The following is a 14543-nucleotide window of genomic DNA, read 5'->3' as shown; positions in this document are numbered from 1 at the left end:
TCGAGGTGGATGCGGCGGCAGCAGCGGCGAGATTCGCTCCCAGAGAGCGTCGGGTACGAGCGCGCGGGCCATGACCGCAAGGTGGTCATGGCCCGGCTGCTGGCTAGGTTTTGTTAGGCACTCTTAGGCTCCCGGCCGGGAGTCGTACGGCTAGGGACGGGGCGGGCCCAGTTCCTCGGGGAGCGGTGTCCGGAGGAATCGCTTCTCTGTAGGGAGGGCCACGACCTGGAACCCCTGTCCCTCGATGCGCACGAGTTCACCATGCGTACCCGCTCCGCTGGCGAGCCATTCATCCGCCAGTGCGCGCGTCGCGAAGTCCTGGCTGACGCGAACTTCGGAGGTCGGGTCCGAGAACTCCGCTCGATACTGGAAGAACGCATCCATTTGATGCGTATGCCGGAGATAGAGCAGGGCGATGCCGGCCAGTTGAATGGCCTCGTCCTCCTTGGACCCAGGCTCGTAATGGCCACCGGCCTCGTCGAGGAGGCGCAGCGTCGTCTCCATGTCGAAGTTCTTGGGAGTCGTCATGGCGTGTCTGGTTCTTTTCTAGGGTTAGAGCGCGAGCGGCGCGAGGACCAACGCTCCACTGCCTCCCGTCGAGATGATGAACGCAACACCAGCGACGACCACGACGGTGCCGATGAGCACCTCAGTCTTGTGTTCGCCGAGCCAGTCGAGGGCGCTCTCCATGCTGGAGAACCGCAGTGTTGTGGGCTGTGGGAGTTTCGTGGACTGCTCCGCTGCCTGGGTACAGTCCATATAGGCCTCGCGGCATTTCTCCGTGCAGTACTCATGATGCTTGCCGGTGCCGGGCTTGATGCTTTTCAAAGGCGGATTGGAGTTCCAGCATCGGTCGAAGCACGCGACGTGTTCGGCATCGCAGTCTCGTGAACCAGAGCCGCCGAAGCCCGCCCAGTCTTCAGCAATGACGTAGATGCGACGCTCGGGCTGCGGAGCATGCGCGCAGCCTCCAGCCAGCAGGGTCGGGGTCAGTAGAAGTGCAGGCCAGCTGCGAAGGATGAGGCGAAGCATCTTGGCTTCTCCAGGGAGGGGGCCGCATCCAACCGGAAAACCATGATTCCCTGCCAGTTCAATGCGTCCCGGAGTCCACCTCGGGCTCCGGCGGCGTCGGCACGCGGAAGGAGTCCGGACGCGTGGCGCCGAGCGCGAGGCGCGCGACATCCAGCGCCTGCTCCGGCGAACCCCCGAGCCACGTGACGATGAGCGCGCACGGCGTGTCGTCATCCCACGCCATCACCTGCAACATCCCCTGCGCCGGAGCCCTGCGCGCCGCCGCCTTGCCGAGCGCCGGAATCTCCTCGCCGCCCAGGCGCAACGTCGGCTGCAACAAGGCCTGCGTGTCCGCTTGTGAATAGTGCGGCTTGCAGTCCCACGTCACCGACACCGTGACGTCCTTCTCCGACGCCGAGCGGAACGTGCACAGCGGACCGCACGTCGGACACGCCCGGTCCTCCTTCATCGTGAAGCCCGGCAGCATCGACTCACGCACGTCCGAGGGCAGCAGCACCTCGCACGCGGGCAGCGTCTCGTTGACCTGTGCCACCCGCGCCGCCGCTCCCGCATCCGCGTCCGCCTCCGTCCGCGCGGCCTTGGGCGTGCTGCCCCGCGTCGATGTGCTCGCGGGCTTCGACACCCTCTACGGGATGATGAACGAGCCGCGCCTGGGCCTGCGCTGGACGGCGCTGGACGGCGGCCCGCGCTGGAGCCTGGGTCTGGTGATGGAGGGCAGCCACGCGTTCTTCCTGCGCTCGGCCAGCCTGGAGGACCGGGGCGCGCGCTACCTGAGCGGACGCCGCAACTGGAACCTCATGCCCGGCCTCGTCGGCACCTTCCAACTGCGCGGCCCCCGCGCCACGCGCTTCTTCGCCGACGTGCGTTATCACGTGGCCCTGGACACCGAGCCCATCCAGCGCACGCCCCTGGGCGGACTGCCGCCGGACCTGGTGTCCTCCGGCTCCGTGCCCGTGCGCCTGGGCGCCGAAGTGCCGCTGAGCGAGAAAACGTCCTACTCTGTCTCCCTGGGCGGTGACTTCCGCAGCCGCCCCGAGGACGCGACCTTCATGCCGGTCGTCTCCATCGGCATCGTCACCGGCCTCTAGCGCCGGTGTCCTCCACCCCCTCGAAGCGAGGTCTTCATGCGTGGCAGTGTCATCGGCTCGGGTTCCTTCGGTACCGCCCTGGCGAACGTGCTGGCGGCGAACTGCGAGGACGTCCGCCTCTGGGGCCGTGAGCCGACGGTGGTGGACGCCATCAACACCCGGCACGAGAACCCCACCTACCTGCCCGGCATCCCCATCTCCGAGCGCGTGCGCGCCACGCTGGACCTGCAGGAGGCGCTCGACGGCTCGGAGCTGGTGGTGCTCGCCACGCCCAGCCACGCCACGCGCCAGGTGCTCGCGCGCGCCAAGGACTTCCTGCCGCGCAACGTGCCCATCATCACCGTGTCCAAGGGCATCGAGAACGAGACGCTCCTGACGATGACGGAGCTGCTCGAGGACTGTCTGCCCGAGGAGTTCCACCCGTACCTCGCCGTGCTCTCCGGCCCCAGCTTCGCCAAGGAGCTGGCGCGGCGCATGCCCACGGTGGTCACCATCGCGTCGCATTGGGACAAGGTGGCGGTGCGCTGCCAGAAGGCGCTGCAGACGGAGACCTTCCGCAGCTACACGTCCACGGACGTGGTGGGCGTGCAGTACGGCGGCGCGCTGAAGAACGTCATCGCCATCGCCGCGGGCATGGCGGACGGCCTGGGCATGGGCCACAACGCGCGCGCGGCCATCATCACGCGCGGCCTGGCCGAAATCACCCGGCTGGCGGTGCGCAAGGGCGCCAACCCCCTGACGCTGTCGGGCCTGTCCGGCATGGGCGACCTGGTGCTCACGTGCACCGGTGAGCTCAGCCGCAACCGGCACGTGGGCATGGAGCTGGGCAAGGGCAAGAAGCTGGCGGACATCCTCGGGCAGATGAAGGAGGTCGCCGAGGGCGTGAAGACGGCGCGCAGCGCCCGGGACTTGTCGCTCAAGACGGGCGTGGAGCTGCCCATCTGCCAGCAGGTCTACCTGATTGCCTACGAGGACAAGAACGCCAAGATGGCGGTGGTGGACCTGATGACGCGTCAGCCCAAGTCCGAGCTCGTCTGACGCGTGTCCGCATGTGGGCCCCGCGCGCTGTTCCGGCGCGCGCCGGGGTGCTGTTAGAAACCGGGCTCAGCGTGTCCCTCTCGAGCCTGGCGAGCCTGCCGTCCTTCCGTGCCTTCCGTCACCGGGAGTTCCTCGCGGTGTGGTCGGGGGCGCTCGTCTCCAACGTGGGCACGTGGATGGAGGTGCTCGCGCTGGGCGTCTTCGTCACGAAGGTCACGGGGCGCGCGGAGTGGACGGGCGGTGTGGCGGCGCTGACGTACCTGCCCTCGCTCATCCTGTCGCCGTTGGGCGGCGCGCTGGCGGACCGGTTCGACCGGCGCAAGTACGTCGCGGTGTGTGCCGCGTCGCAGGCGCTGCTCGCGGGGGTGCTGGCGACGCTGGCCTTCACCGGGAACCTCACCGTGCAGGCGGTGGCGGGCATCTGCTTCCTCAACGGCTGCGTGCACGTGCTGTCGGGGCCGGCGTACACGGCGCTGGTGGCGGGGCTGGTGGCGAAGGAGGACCTGCACAGCGCGATGACGCTGATGTCGGCGCAGTTCAACCTGGGGCGCATCGTCGGGCCGGTGCTCGCGGCGGGGCTGCTCGCGGCGGGCAACGTGGCGTGGGTGATGGTGGCGAACACGCTGTCCTTCTTCGCGGTGTTGTTCGCGGTGGCGCAGGTGCGCGCGGAGCCCAGGGCGTTGCTGCCCACATCCTCCCGAGGACTGTGGGGCGACATCCTGGAGGGAGCGCGGCTGGCGCGTGGTGACTCGGGCATCCGTTTGTCGATGGTGGCGCTGTTCCTGCTCGCGCTGTTCATCTCGCCCTTCATCGCGTTGGTGCCGGTGTTCGCGCTCCAGGTGTTTGGCGCGGATGCGTCGGCCGCGTCGGTGCTCATCGCGGTGCAGGGCGTGGGAGCGCTCGTCGCGTCGGGCCTGGTGGGCGGCCTCGCGGTGCGCTGGGGCAAGGACCGGGTGGTGGACCTGTCGATGATGTTGATGGGGCCGGTGACGATGGCGTACTGGCTGTCGCCCACGCTGCCGGTGGCGATGGGGAGCATGTTCGTGCTGGGCGCGGTGTACCTGGTGGTGATGACGGGGCTGAGCACGCGCAACCAGGAGCGCGCGCCGCGCGAGCTGCAGGGCCGGGTGAGCAGCCTCGCGATGCTGCTCATCAACGTGGGTTATTCGGTGGGCGTCTGGGCGCAGGGCGCGCTCGCGGACCGGGTGGGGGTGCGCGGTGTCACGGCGACGGCGGCGGCGCTGTTCTTCCTGTCGATGGTGGGGCTGCGCTGGCAGCGTCCGCGCACGGCGGACGTCGCGAGCACCTGACGACTCTCAGCCCTTGTTCGGCAGGAGCGCGAGCACGCGGGCCAGCACGGCGACTCCTTCTTCGTATTCACCCAGCTCGATGTGCTCATCGGGGGTGTGGTCCAGCGCCGAGTCACCGGGGCCGTAGGCGACGGTGGGCACGGCCCAGGTGTCCGCCACGGTGTTCCAGTCCGAGGTGCCCGTCTTCACGCGAAGGGTGGGGCGCGCGCCGCGCTCGCGGATGGACTGCTTGAAGGCGCGGGTGAGCGCGTCATTGCCCTCGGCGGACACGGCGCCCTTGCGGGACACCGTCTTCACCGAGACGTCGGGCACGCGGGTGAGACACGCGAGCAGGGCGTCCACGTCGCTGGTGGGGCCGGTGCGGATGTTGATGTTCGCGGTGGCCCACTCGGTGTCGTGGTCGGTGCCCGTGTGGAAGGACAGGAGCGAGGGCAGGTCCTGCTCGAAGAGGGTGCAGCCGGGGTTGCGCTCGTCGCAGCGGCGGCGCAGGGCGTTCCAGGCGTCGACGAGGTGCTCGGCGGGGGCGCGATAGTTGCGGCTCGCGGTGTGCTTGCGCGCGGCGCGGTACTCGAGCTCCAGCCGGACGAGGCCCTTGTAGCCCAGGGTGATGGCGTGAGCGCCGCTGGGCTCGCCGTTGACGACGAAGTCCGGACGGTGGTGCTCGCGAGCGTGGAGGGCGCCTCGGGTGATGGCGACCTCCTCCTCCACGCAGCCCAACAACAGGAAGCGCTTTCCAGCGCGCTCGGAGTCATCGAGCAGCTCCGCGGCTTCGATGAACGCGGCCAGCGCGCCCTTGGCGTCCACGGCGCCACGGCCGAACAGGCGCGTGCCTTCAAGGCGCACGGGGATGTCGCCGGGCACGGTGTCGATGTGGCCCAGCAGCGCGACGCAGGTGTCGCCGTCCCCGAGGCTCGCCACCGTGTTGCCCATCTCGTCGACGTGGGCGCGCCAGCCGCGCCGCTCCAGCCGGTCCGCGAGCGCGCGGGAGAAATCGCGCTCCTGGTGACTGGGGCTGTAGTGCTCCAGCATCCACCTCAACAGCTCCGAGCTCGCCTCACGTACCCGCATCAGCCACCTTCCCACCCGAAGAAGTGAGCTTCGTGTCGGCATTGACCGCGCGCCATCGCAATCGTGCGGCGCCTGCCGTTGTCGCAGCGCGCGAAGCGAGCTGCACGTTGACTCTGGCTGTGACACGTCGCCATCGCAGCGCGCGAGGGACGCTTCGCGGTGGCTTCGGCTTCTCGCTTTCGCGGCACCTTCGAGCTCATTTCACGCTCCCGCATCGGCCACCTTCGTAGCAGCAGCGGAGGTGAGCCGCGTACCCGCCTCGCCCGCCAGCGCGGACAGCACGGGCCGAGGCGCCGCCGAAGCCGTGATGTACGCGGACCGCACGCCCCCCGCGAGCGCGCGCCGAGCCGCCTCCAGCTTGTAGCGCATGCGGCCCCGCGCGAAGCCCATGACCCGCTCGACATCATCACTCTCGCGGATGAGCGACGTGGGGTCCGCCGGGTCCTCGAGCAGCCCCGCCACGTTCGACAGCATCACCAGCGTGCGAGCCCCCAGCGCGGCGGCGATGGCGGCGGCCACCTGGTCCGCGTCCACATTCACCAGCACCCCATCCTCCGTCACCGCCGGAGGGCACACGACGGGCGTCTGGCCCGCGTCCATCAACACGCCGAGCAGCCGCGTGTTCACCTCGGTCATCTCCCCGGCCAGGTGCGTGCGGTCGATGCGCGTGCGGGTCCCGTCCTGAATCTTCAAGGGCGGCCTGCGCCGGGCCACGAGCACCCGCCCGTCCGCGCCGCACATCCCCATCGCGGGGACACCGCGCGACAGCAGCGCGAGCACCGCGCGCTTGTTGACGTCCCCCACCCACGCCATCGTCAGCACGCGCAGCGTGGCCTCGTTCGTCAGCCGCACCACATTGCCGGAGGCCGTCAGCGCCTCCGTGCGCTCCATGCCCAGCGAGGCCAGCAGCGAGTCGCCCGCCTCCGAGCCACCGTTCACCACGACGACCCGCTCGCCACGTTGACGCAGCTCCGCCACGTCGGCGCAGACGTTCTCCAGGTCCACGCCCGCGGCGCCGCCAATCTTCACCACCAGGGGCGCGGGTTGGGGCGCGGTGCTCATCCGATGACGCTCGCGCCACCGTCGATGAGCTGCACGGTGCCCGTGATGAACGACGCGCGCTCGCTGGCGAGGAACGCGGCCGCCGCGGCGAACTCCTCCGGCTCACCCACCCGCCGGAGCGGGATGTGCGCGGCCATGGCCCGAAGCCCCGCCTCGACATCGCCCGACGTATTGCTCCCCGCCGTGCGCTCCACGGGAGGCGTGCGCGTATAGCCCGGCGCGAGCACGTTGACGGTGACACCGCAGTCGCCCAGCTCCTGCACCAGCGCGGAGGCAAATCCCACGATGCCCAGGCGCGCCGTTCCGGACAGGGCGAAGCGCGCCACCGGCCGCACGACCGTCTCCGAGGTGATGAGCAAGAGCCGTCCCCACTTCGCGGCCTTCATGTACGGCAGCGAGGCCAGGGCCAGGTTGATGGCCGGCAACATCACCGTGTCGATGGCCTCCTGGTACGCGCTGATGTCGAACTTCGTCGCAGGCCCCGGCGGAGGCCCGGCGCTGTTCGTCACCACGATGTGGGGGCCGCCCAGCTTGCTGGCCACGTCCTCCACCCACGCCTTCGCGGCGCCGTGCTCCTTCAGGTCCACGCGCGTGGCCAGCACCTTGCCACCGCGCGACATCAAGCGCAGGTGCGACTCGGCGCGGGCCAGCCGCTCGGCGTCGCGCGCGCCGATGGCGACATGCGCGCCTTCCTTCACCAGCTCCTCGGCCACGGCCAGCCCCAGTCCACTGGAGCCACCGGCGATGAGCGCGACCTTATGGGTGAGTCCCAGTTCCAAGGTTCTCCCTCCGAGTGTCCGACATGTCCCTGCTGGGGCCCGCACCAGCGCGGGGCTCCTCGCCAGCCCCGGCCCTCGGGCTCCACCGGCGATGAGCGCGGCCTTATGAATGAGTCCCGGTCCCCAGGTTCCCACTCCGAGCGCCCGACACATTCTTCGCGGGCTCCGCTCCGGAGCTGGCGTCCACGGGGGCTGGCGGTCCCCGGTACTGGTAGCGCCCCGTCAGCGGCCACGCGAGCGTGGACACCAGCCTCTTCACCTTCGTCGGAAGCTCCTTGCGCCACGCATCGTCGCCGGGCCGCAGCAGCGTGGAGCCACTGAGGAACCGGTCCGGGTTGCCGGTGACGGTGTGGTTGCGGCCCAGCGCCACCGTGCGCCCCTTCACCGGATTCACCGAGCGGTCCACCTGGATGAGCTCCAGCAGCGAGTCGATGGTGGCCTGAGGCGACGCGATGAAGTCCTCGTAGCGCAGGAACAGCGAGCGCTCCGGGTGACGCCGGGTGACCAGCTCCGAGGCCACGTTGAAGCCCAGCCAGTACGCGGTGCTCCGCGCGGCGGACATCGGGACGACGTACTGCTTCGTCTTCGTCCACGAGTGCGCCACCGCGCGAGGGTCCCTCACCAGGTGCAGGTAGTACGGAGTGATTCCGTCCACGTGTGGCAGCAGCGCCGCCTCGGAGGGGAACTTCCCGCTGTCCACGATGATGTGGCTGCCGGTGGCGTCCGCGATGGTGCGGTACGTCTGGGCGAGCAGCTCCGCGTGCTCATACAGCGCCGGAGAGGGCGTGCCCTGCCGCAGCACGCGCCACGTGTGCCGCGTGCGCACCGTGTCCAGCTGTCGGCGCACCACCCGCGCGGCGTGGCCCTGCGCAGACTCACCCGGCGCCACGCCCTGCTCCAGCACCTTGGCCCACAGGGCGCACTGCACCAGCGGCGTGCCGCAGCCGCACATCGTGTTGGAGCCGTTCCCGTAGGCGTTCTTCCACAGGAAGCTCAGCTCACCGGTGTGGAAGCAACCCGCCACCTCGTTGAGCACGTTGCCGATGATGGTGCTGCCGCTGCGGCACCAGCCGGTGATGTAGAGGACGGTCAGCGTGCTCATGGGCGGACACCGAGGGGGAGGTGGCGCATGGGGGAGTCTTTCACGTCAGAGGGGGTGGAGGCCGCGGAAGCCGAGGCCCTCCGTTTCGGGCCTGCCCAGCATCAGGTTCAACGCATGCACGGCCGTACCCGCCGCGCCCTTCACCAGGTTGTCCAGCGCCGCGTTCACCACGATGCGCCCGCGCTCCGCGTCCACGTCCACCGACAAGTCACAGTGGTTCGTGCCCGACAGCGGGCCGGGCTCGGGGAACGGTGACGCGCTCGCGTTGGCGCGCAGCACGTTCACGAAGGGATGCTCACGGTACGTCGACGCGAGCGCGCGCAGGGGCTCGTTGGCGTCCTCCAGCGGACGCGCCGCGAAGGCGTGCACGGTGGCGAGGATGCCTCGGACGCTGGGCACCGCGGTCGCGCTGAAGTGCACGGTGGCGCGCGTGCCGGTGAAGCGCTCCGTCGCGGCCTCGATTTCGCCCGTGTGGCGATGCCCCGTGGGCCGATAGCAGCGCAGGGCCGAGGCCCGCTCGGGATGATGCGAGGAGCGGTCCGGCGTCGCGCCGCCGCCCGACGAGCCCGTCTTCGCGTCCACCACCACCATCTCGGGCCGCACCAGCCCCGCGCGCACCAGGGGCAACAGCCCGAGCAGCGCCGCATGCGCCATGCACCCGGGCACCGCCACCAGCCGCGCGTCCTTCAAGCGAGCGCCCGCCCACTCCGGCAGGCCATAGACGAACTCGGGCAGCTCCGCGGGCCGGGGCGCGCGGGGATACCAGCGCGCGTGCTCGACGGGGCCGAGCCGGAAGTCCGCGCTCAGGTCGATGACGCGCGCGGCGAGCGGACTCACCTGCGACCAGCGGCGGATGAGCTCGCCGGAGGGCATGCAGGAGACGAGCACGTCGCACGGCTCCAGCGCGTCGTGGGGCGCGAAGCGCAGCGTGCTCGCGCCGCGCAGGTGAGGGTGGGGGAAGTCGAGCCGCTTGCCGGCGTGCTGCTCGGACGTGGCCTGGGCCACCTCCACCGCCGGGTGCGCGAGGAGCAGCCGCAGCACCTCGCCGCCCGCGTAGCCTCCGGCCCCCAGCACCGCGACACGCGTCATCGCAACGTCTCCCGCACGTAGTCCGCCATCAGCTCCGGCAGGGGGATGCCGGTGAACTCGATGCTCCGCGCGAACTCCACGCAGTGGTTGATTTCGTTCACCAGCACCTCGCCTGTCCGCGTCTCCAGCAGGTCCACCGCCACCATCTCCCCGCCCACGGCGCGCGCGGCCTGCTCGGCGAGCCGGGCGTGGGACTCGGGCACCTCGTAGCGCTCCGGCACCGCGCCCCGGGCGGTGTTGGTCACCCAGTGCTCGGAGCGTCGGCGCATCCCGCCCACCGCCTTGCCGATGACGTACACGCGCAAGTCGTACCCCGGCTTGTCGATGTACTGCTGCACCAGCGCCACGTGGTCCTGCGCGCCGCCCATCTCGAAGCGCATGGACATCATGCCCTCCGCCGCGTGGACGCCATCCACGCGCGCCACCATGCGTCCCCACGAGCCGAGCACGGGCTTGGTCACCACCGGGAAGCCGCGCTCCTGCATCTGCGCGACGCAGGCCTCCTCCTCGAAGCCCACGAAGGCCCAGGGGATGGGCACCTCGGCCCTGGCGAGCGCGAGCGTGGTGAGCGCCTTGTCTCCGCACGTGGCGATGCACTGCGCGGTGTTGAGCACGCGCGAGCCCTTCACCTCCAGGATGGAGGCCAGGTAGCGCGCCCGCGTGAAGGACATGCTGCGCATCAGCACGGGGCCGCCGTCCTGCCAGCGCTCGCGGCTCAGCGGGAGCACCAGCTCCGAGTCCGCGTGCGTCCTCACCCCGAAGCCCCGCGCGCGCAGCGCGTCCGCGAGCATGCGCTCCTCGGTGCGCAGGCGGGTGTAGACCAGGTGGACCTCGTGGCCTTGCATCATCCCCTCCTGGCCGGTGCCAGCGCCGCCAGCCGGGGGCGGGGCAGGGCGCCGAGAATCGTCTCCACCAGCGCGCCCGCCTCCAGGCCGTGGCGCCGCAGCAGCGACTCGTGCGTGCCGGCCGTGGAGTCGTAGCGGTCCTGGATGCCCGCGCGCACCACGCGCCGGCCCAATCCATGACTCGCCACGCTCTCGCATACCGCGCCGCCCAGGCCGCCGAGGATGGAGTGCTCCTCCACCGTGACGAGCAGCCGGGTGCGCTCGGCCGTCTCCAGGAGCGCCTCCTCGTCGAAGGGCTTGAGCGTGTGCAGGTTCACCACGCGCGCGCAGACGCCCTGGGTCTCCAGCCTCGCGGCCACGTCCAGCGCCACGCTCACGCCCACCTCGCCGTGCGCGATGATGCCCACGTCGCCGCCCTCGCGCAGGCACATGGCGCGCCCCAGGGCGAAGGCGGGCCGGGCCACGTCCAGCCGCGTGACGCGGTTGCGGCCCAGCCGCAGGTACACCGGGCCCTCCAGCTCCAGCACCGCCCGCGTCGCCTGAATCGTCTCCAACCCGTCCGCCGGCGACACCACCGTCAGGTTCGGCATGGCGCGCAGGATGGCCAGGTCCTCGATGGCGTGGTGCGTGGGGCCGAAGAACGCGCCGGACAGGCCGCCGTAGTCGCACACCAGCTTCACGTTGGCGCGCGCATAGGCCAGCCCCAGCCGCACCTGCTCGCACGCGCGCATCGCGCCGAAGGGCGCGAACGTGTGCGCGAAGACGACGTGGCCGGTGGCCGCCATGCCGCTGGCGATGTCCAGCATCGCCGCCTCGCAGATGCCCAGGTTGAGGAAGCGCTCCGGGTGGCGCGCGGCGTACGGGTCTCGACCTCCCGCCAGGTCCGCCTCGAGCAGCACCACGCGCTCATCCTGGTCCGCGAGCCGGGCCAGCGCGTGGCGGAACACCAGCCGGTTGGACAGGCCCGGCTGCTCCGCGAGCCAGTCCGAGGGCGCCGTCAGCAGGTCCGCGCCGCTGGAGGTGGCGCTCGTCATGGCGTCACCTCCCCCAGCGACGCGAGCGCCCGCTTGAGCTGCTCCGGGTTGAACGTCGCGTAGTGCGGCCCCTTGCCGCGCAGCATCGGCACCCCCGCGCCCTTCTTCGTGTTCGCGACAATCGCGCGAGGCCCCTCGGCGGGCGCCTCCAGCGCTCGCGCCAGCGCGTCCAGGTCGTGCCCGTCCACCTCGACGGTGCCCAGGCCGAACGCGGACAGCCGCTGCACCAGCGCGGCCTGGGAGAGGATGCCCTCCGTGGGCCCGTCGTTCTGTCCGCCGTTGCGGTCCACCAGCACCGTGAGCCCGCTCAGCTTGTGCTGCGCCGCGATTTGCAGCGCCTCCCAGTTGGAGCCCTCGCCCATCTCACCGTCTCCACAGATGACGAACACGCGGTTGGCGCGCTGTCGCAGGCGATGCCCCAGCGCCATCCCCACGCCCAGGCCCACGCCGTGTCCCAGGCTCCCCGTGGGGAACTCGACCCCCGGCACCGCCGCGCTCACGTGTCCGGTATAGGGACTGCCCTCCGCGTTGTAGCGCTGCACCAGTTCTTCAACGTCGATGAAGCCGAACTCGGCCAGGGCGGCGTAGAGCCCGGCGGCGGCGTGGCCCTTGGAGAGGATGAGCGAGTCGCGCTCCTCCCAGCGGGGCTCCTGGGGCCGCACGTTCATCACGCGGCCGAGCAGCACCACGAGCAGCTCCACCATGGAGAGCGAGCCCCCCAGGTGGCAGCCCACGGGCGTGGCGGCGAGCCGGAGGATGGTCCGGCGGATGCGACGGGCGCGCTCCTCGAGGGGTACCTGGACCATGGGTGTCATGCCGGTGGAAGCGGGCCCGTTGTCATCATCGCGTGGGACGCACAATCCTGGCTATTCATTCCAAAGTAGGAAACCGAGAGCGGCCCCGTCAATGTGAGTGAGGCTCCTTGGGGTGCAGACATGTGAGCTTTCGCAGCCTTGCTGGTTTTACATGCGAATCGGTATGGTTCGCGCGGTCCGGAAAGTCACGCGGTCCATGGAGGATGTGGACGATGGACGCACGGTTCGGGAGCGGCCCCACGCGGGAGCAGGCGGCGCTGTACCGGAGCAGGGGCTGGTGGCGTGACGAGACGGTGCTGGACGACCTGCGTCGAGCCATCCAGAAGCACCCGGACAAGCCGGCCATCGTCGCGGCGCGCTACTTCGCCAAGGACGTCACGCGCATCAGCTACGCGGAGCTGGGACGATACGCGGAGCGCTTCGCGGGTGCGCTCGTGTCGCTGGGCGTGGCCCGGGGCGAGCTGGTGGCGGTGCAGCTTCCCAACTGGTGGCAGTTCACCGCGCTGGCGCTGGCGTGCGCGCGCATCGGCGCCGTCATCGCGCCCATTCCTCCCGACTACCGACGCCGCGAGGTGGAGTTCATCCTCGGCAGGACGGAATCCTCCGTCTACATCGGACCGCTGAGCTGGAGCGGCCACTCGCACCGGGACATGCTGCGCGAGGCCATCTCGTCGCTGCCGGCGTTGAAGCACCGCGTCTTCCTCGGCGCGGAGGGCGCCACCCAGGCGGGCGAGCTGGACTTCGAGGCGCACTTCGTCGAGCGGCGCTGGGAGGACGAAGTCGACCCGGCGACGTTGGACGCCAGGTCCGCGCGCGCCGACGACATCTGCAACGTCCTCTACACCTCCGGCACCACGGGCGAGCCCAAGGGCGTGGTCCACTCGCACAACACGAACTACGGCATCACCCGCGCCCTCGCGGACGTCATGGCCCTGGGCGAGGACGACGTGGTGTGCCTGCCCTCGCTGCTCACCGCCTCCAGCGGATTTACTTACCTGTACTTGATGGCGGTGAACCTGGGGGCGACGGCTGTCTACATGGACGTGGGGGACCCGGAGCTCACGCTGCGCTGCATCCAGGAGCACGGCGTCACGTTCATGTATGGGATTCCCACGTATGTGATGAACGTCATCGCGGCGAAGAAGAAGCGCGGCGGTGAAACATCCTCGCTGCGTCGGCTGTCCACCGGCTCCATCCCCGTGCCGCCGCACCTCATCGCCGCGGTCCGCGAGAGTTTTGGCGTGCCACTGCACACGCTGTGGGGGATGACGGAGAACGGCGCGGTGACGATTACGCGGCGCGACGACCCGCCGGACTGGCCGTCCCACAGCGACGGGCGGCCGGTGGAGTGGATGGAGGTGAGAATCGTCCCCGCGCTGGCGGAGGACGGCTCGCCCTATCCGGAGGGCACCGGACGGCTGCTCGTCCGGGGCGCGAGCCAGTGCCTGGGCTACTTCAAGCGGGAGGACCTCTACCGCGCGAGTGTGGACGCGGAGGGTTGGTTCGACACGGGGGACCTCGCGCGGGACGACGGGCGCGGGGGCATCCGCATCGTCGGGCGGCTCAAGGACGTCATCTTCCGCTATGGCCAGAAGGTGCCGGTGGTGGAGGTGGAGTCGGCGCTGTACTCGCATCCGAAGGTGAAGGAGGTGGCCGTCATCGGTCACTCCGACGACCGCATCGGCGGCGAGCGGGTGTGCGCGGTGGTGGTGGCGCGCGACGAGGCGCCGACGCTGGACGAGCTGCGCGCGCACTTGAAGGGCCTGGGCATGTCCAACCAGTACTGGCCGGACCGGCTGGAGGTGGTGGAAGAGATGCCCAAGACGCCGTCGGGAAAGATTCGCAAGTACCTGCTGCGCGAGCGGCTCAAGGGCCCCACCGCCAAGGTGGGCTGAGTCCCCGGGTCACCATGAGGAGCACACGTGAGCACTGACACGAGCACCACGCCGCTTCAGGACAAGCTCGCCGCGTACTGGCGCGAGCTGCTCGGGGCCGAGGTGGTGAGGCCGCAGGACCACTTCCTGGAGGTGGGCGGCAACTCGCTGATGGCGACGATGCTCGCCAACCGCATCGAGGAGGAGCTGGGCGTCCAGCTCTCCATGGTGGACCTGTTCGACACACTGGAGCACGTCACCGCGGTCTGCGAGGAGCAGCTGCGCGAGCAGGGCCGCACCTTCCCCGCGGCTTGAAGTCCCGCCCGGCTTCGTCCGGCCCCACGCCTCACGCCTTCGCGAAGTGAAGCGACCTGTCCGTGTCGTGGGGCTTCGTGTCTTCGAGATCT

General features: G+C 70.4%; 16 protein-coding genes. 5 read left to right on the top strand and 11 right to left on the bottom strand.

What is annotated here, in order from left to right; all coding sequences use genetic code 11:
* Nucleotides 1–150: 150 nt before the first annotated feature.
* The 3 genes from FL311_RS14060 to FL311_RS14050 are packed head-to-tail and all read right to left on the bottom strand — an operon-like array spanning nucleotide 151 to nucleotide 1564.
* Entirely contained in the window at nucleotides 151–528 is a 378-nt protein-coding gene (locus FL311_RS14060) for a hypothetical protein (protein WP_228556865.1), read from the bottom strand.
* Nucleotides 529–552: 24 nt separating this feature from the next.
* Nucleotides 553–1032: a hypothetical protein gene (locus tag FL311_RS45045; RefSeq protein ID WP_228556864.1), complete on the bottom strand. Its 480-nt coding sequence runs from the start codon at nucleotides 1030–1032 to the stop codon at nucleotides 553–555.
* A 58-nt stretch (nucleotides 1033–1090) separates the two neighbouring features.
* Nucleotides 1091–1564 (bottom strand): hypothetical protein, encoded by a 474-nt coding sequence (locus FL311_RS14050; RefSeq protein WP_194869198.1) that lies wholly within the window; start codon nucleotides 1562–1564, stop codon nucleotides 1091–1093.
* Nucleotides 1565–1616: 52 nt separating this feature from the next.
* On the opposite strand from FL311_RS14050, the gene FL311_RS14045 reads away from it, so the two are divergent.
* The 3 genes from FL311_RS14045 to FL311_RS14035 all read left to right on the top strand — a co-directional run bounded on the left by FL311_RS14045 (nucleotide 1617) and on the right by FL311_RS14035 (nucleotide 4468).
* Nucleotides 1617–2120: a hypothetical protein gene (locus FL311_RS14045; RefSeq protein ID WP_141325654.1), complete on the top strand. Its 504-nt coding sequence runs from the start codon at nucleotides 1617–1619 to the stop codon at nucleotides 2118–2120.
* Nucleotides 2121–2156: 36 nt separating this feature from the next.
* A complete protein-coding gene (locus tag FL311_RS14040) occupies nucleotides 2157–3158 on the top strand; it encodes an NAD(P)H-dependent glycerol-3-phosphate dehydrogenase (RefSeq protein WP_141325653.1) in 1002 nt (333 codons plus the stop codon).
* A 71-nt stretch (nucleotides 3159–3229) separates the two neighbouring features.
* Nucleotides 3230–4468 (top strand): MFS transporter, encoded by a 1239-nt coding sequence (locus FL311_RS14035; protein ID WP_228556863.1) that lies wholly within the window; start codon nucleotides 3230–3232, stop codon nucleotides 4466–4468.
* Nucleotides 4469–4474: 6 nt separating this feature from the next.
* Here the strand turns inward: FL311_RS14035 and FL311_RS14030 are convergent, their stop codons facing one another.
* The 8 genes from FL311_RS14030 to FL311_RS13995 form a co-directional block, all read right to left on the bottom strand.
* Nucleotides 4475–5536 carry a M20/M25/M40 family metallo-hydrolase gene (locus FL311_RS14030; protein WP_141325651.1) on the bottom strand — a complete coding sequence of 354 codons (1062 nt, stop codon included), beginning with the start codon at nucleotides 5534–5536 and terminating at the stop codon, nucleotides 4475–4477.
* 201 nt (nucleotides 5537–5737) lie between these two features.
* A complete protein-coding gene (locus FL311_RS14025; protein WP_141325650.1) occupies nucleotides 5738–6598 on the bottom strand; it encodes a [LysW]-aminoadipate kinase in 861 nt (286 codons plus the stop codon).
* The gene (locus FL311_RS14020) at nucleotides 6595–7377 is read right to left on the bottom strand and encodes an SDR family oxidoreductase (RefSeq protein ID WP_141325649.1); all 783 of its coding nucleotides are present in this window, start codon (nucleotides 7375–7377) and stop codon (nucleotides 6595–6597) included. Before FL311_RS14020 ends, FL311_RS14025 begins: the two co-directional genes overlap by 4 nt.
* Nucleotides 7378–7480: 103 nt before the next feature.
* Complete coding sequence (locus FL311_RS14015) at nucleotides 7481–8479, bottom strand: sulfotransferase (protein ID WP_141325648.1); 999 nt, start codon at nucleotides 8477–8479, stop codon at nucleotides 7481–7483.
* Between the two features lie 45 nt (nucleotides 8480–8524).
* Nucleotides 8525–9568 (bottom strand): N-acetyl-gamma-glutamyl-phosphate reductase, encoded by a 1044-nt coding sequence (argC, locus tag FL311_RS14010; protein WP_141325647.1) that lies wholly within the window; start codon nucleotides 9566–9568, stop codon nucleotides 8525–8527.
* Nucleotides 9565–10416, bottom strand: coding sequence for a RimK family alpha-L-glutamate ligase (locus tag FL311_RS14005; protein ID WP_228556862.1), 852 nt, complete (start codon nucleotides 10414–10416; stop codon nucleotides 9565–9567). The genes argC and FL311_RS14005 overlap by 4 nt, the downstream gene beginning before the upstream one ends.
* Complete coding sequence (locus FL311_RS14000) at nucleotides 10413–11447, bottom strand: transketolase family protein (protein ID WP_141325646.1); 1035 nt, start codon at nucleotides 11445–11447, stop codon at nucleotides 10413–10415. Before FL311_RS14000 ends, FL311_RS14005 begins: the two co-directional genes overlap by 4 nt.
* Nucleotides 11444–12253 carry a 1-deoxy-D-xylulose-5-phosphate synthase N-terminal domain-containing protein gene (locus FL311_RS13995; protein WP_228556861.1) on the bottom strand — a complete coding sequence of 270 codons (810 nt, stop codon included), beginning with the start codon at nucleotides 12251–12253 and terminating at the stop codon, nucleotides 11444–11446. The genes FL311_RS14000 and FL311_RS13995 overlap by 4 nt, the downstream gene beginning before the upstream one ends.
* Nucleotides 12254–12474: 221 nt before the next feature.
* On the opposite strand from FL311_RS13995, the gene FL311_RS13990 reads away from it, so the two are divergent.
* Both FL311_RS13990 and FL311_RS13985 read left to right on the top strand, forming a co-directional pair.
* Nucleotides 12475–14157: an AMP-binding protein gene (locus FL311_RS13990; RefSeq protein ID WP_141325644.1), complete on the top strand. Its 1683-nt coding sequence runs from the start codon at nucleotides 12475–12477 to the stop codon at nucleotides 14155–14157.
* A 27-nt stretch (nucleotides 14158–14184) separates the two neighbouring features.
* Nucleotides 14185–14451 carry a phosphopantetheine-binding protein gene (locus tag FL311_RS13985; RefSeq protein WP_141325643.1) on the top strand — a complete coding sequence of 89 codons (267 nt, stop codon included), beginning with the start codon at nucleotides 14185–14187 and terminating at the stop codon, nucleotides 14449–14451.
* Nucleotides 14452–14543 lie beyond the last annotated feature (92 nt).

This window comes from Myxococcus sp. AB025B (genome assembly GCF_006518215.1).
In the GTDB taxonomy this organism is placed as follows: domain Bacteria; phylum Myxococcota; class Myxococcia; order Myxococcales; family Myxococcaceae; genus Myxococcus; species Myxococcus fulvus.
This window is presented reverse-complemented; position numbering and strand designations above follow the sequence as displayed.

Coding starts and splice junctions, on each gene's coding strand:
- FL311_RS14040 (WP_141325653.1), top strand. CDS start 2,157: ATGCGTGGCAGTGTCATCGGCTCGGGTTCCTTCGGTACCGCCCTGGCG.
- FL311_RS14000 (WP_141325646.1), bottom strand. CDS start 11,447: ATGACGAGCGCCACCTCCAGCGGCGCGGACCTGCTGACGGCGCCCTCG.
- argC (WP_141325647.1), bottom strand. CDS start 9,568: ATGACGCGTGTCGCGGTGCTGGGGGCCGGAGGCTACGCGGGCGGCGAG.
- FL311_RS14015 (WP_141325648.1), bottom strand. CDS start 8,479: ATGAGCACGCTGACCGTCCTCTACATCACCGGCTGGTGCCGCAGCGGC.
- FL311_RS14060 (WP_228556865.1), bottom strand. CDS start 528: ATGACGACTCCCAAGAACTTCGACATGGAGACGACGCTGCGCCTCCTC.
- FL311_RS14005 (WP_228556862.1), bottom strand. CDS start 10,416: ATGATGCAAGGCCACGAGGTCCACCTGGTCTACACCCGCCTGCGCACC.
- FL311_RS13995 (WP_228556861.1), bottom strand. CDS start 12,253: ATGGTCCAGGTACCCCTCGAGGAGCGCGCCCGTCGCATCCGCCGGACC.
- FL311_RS14030 (WP_141325651.1), bottom strand. CDS start 5,536: ATGCGGGTACGTGAGGCGAGCTCGGAGCTGTTGAGGTGGATGCTGGAG.
- FL311_RS14025 (WP_141325650.1), bottom strand. CDS start 6,598: ATGAGCACCGCGCCCCAACCCGCGCCCCTGGTGGTGAAGATTGGCGGC.
- FL311_RS13990 (WP_141325644.1), top strand. CDS start 12,475: ATGGACGCACGGTTCGGGAGCGGCCCCACGCGGGAGCAGGCGGCGCTG.
- FL311_RS45045 (WP_228556864.1), bottom strand. CDS start 1,032: ATGCTTCGCCTCATCCTTCGCAGCTGGCCTGCACTTCTACTGACCCCG.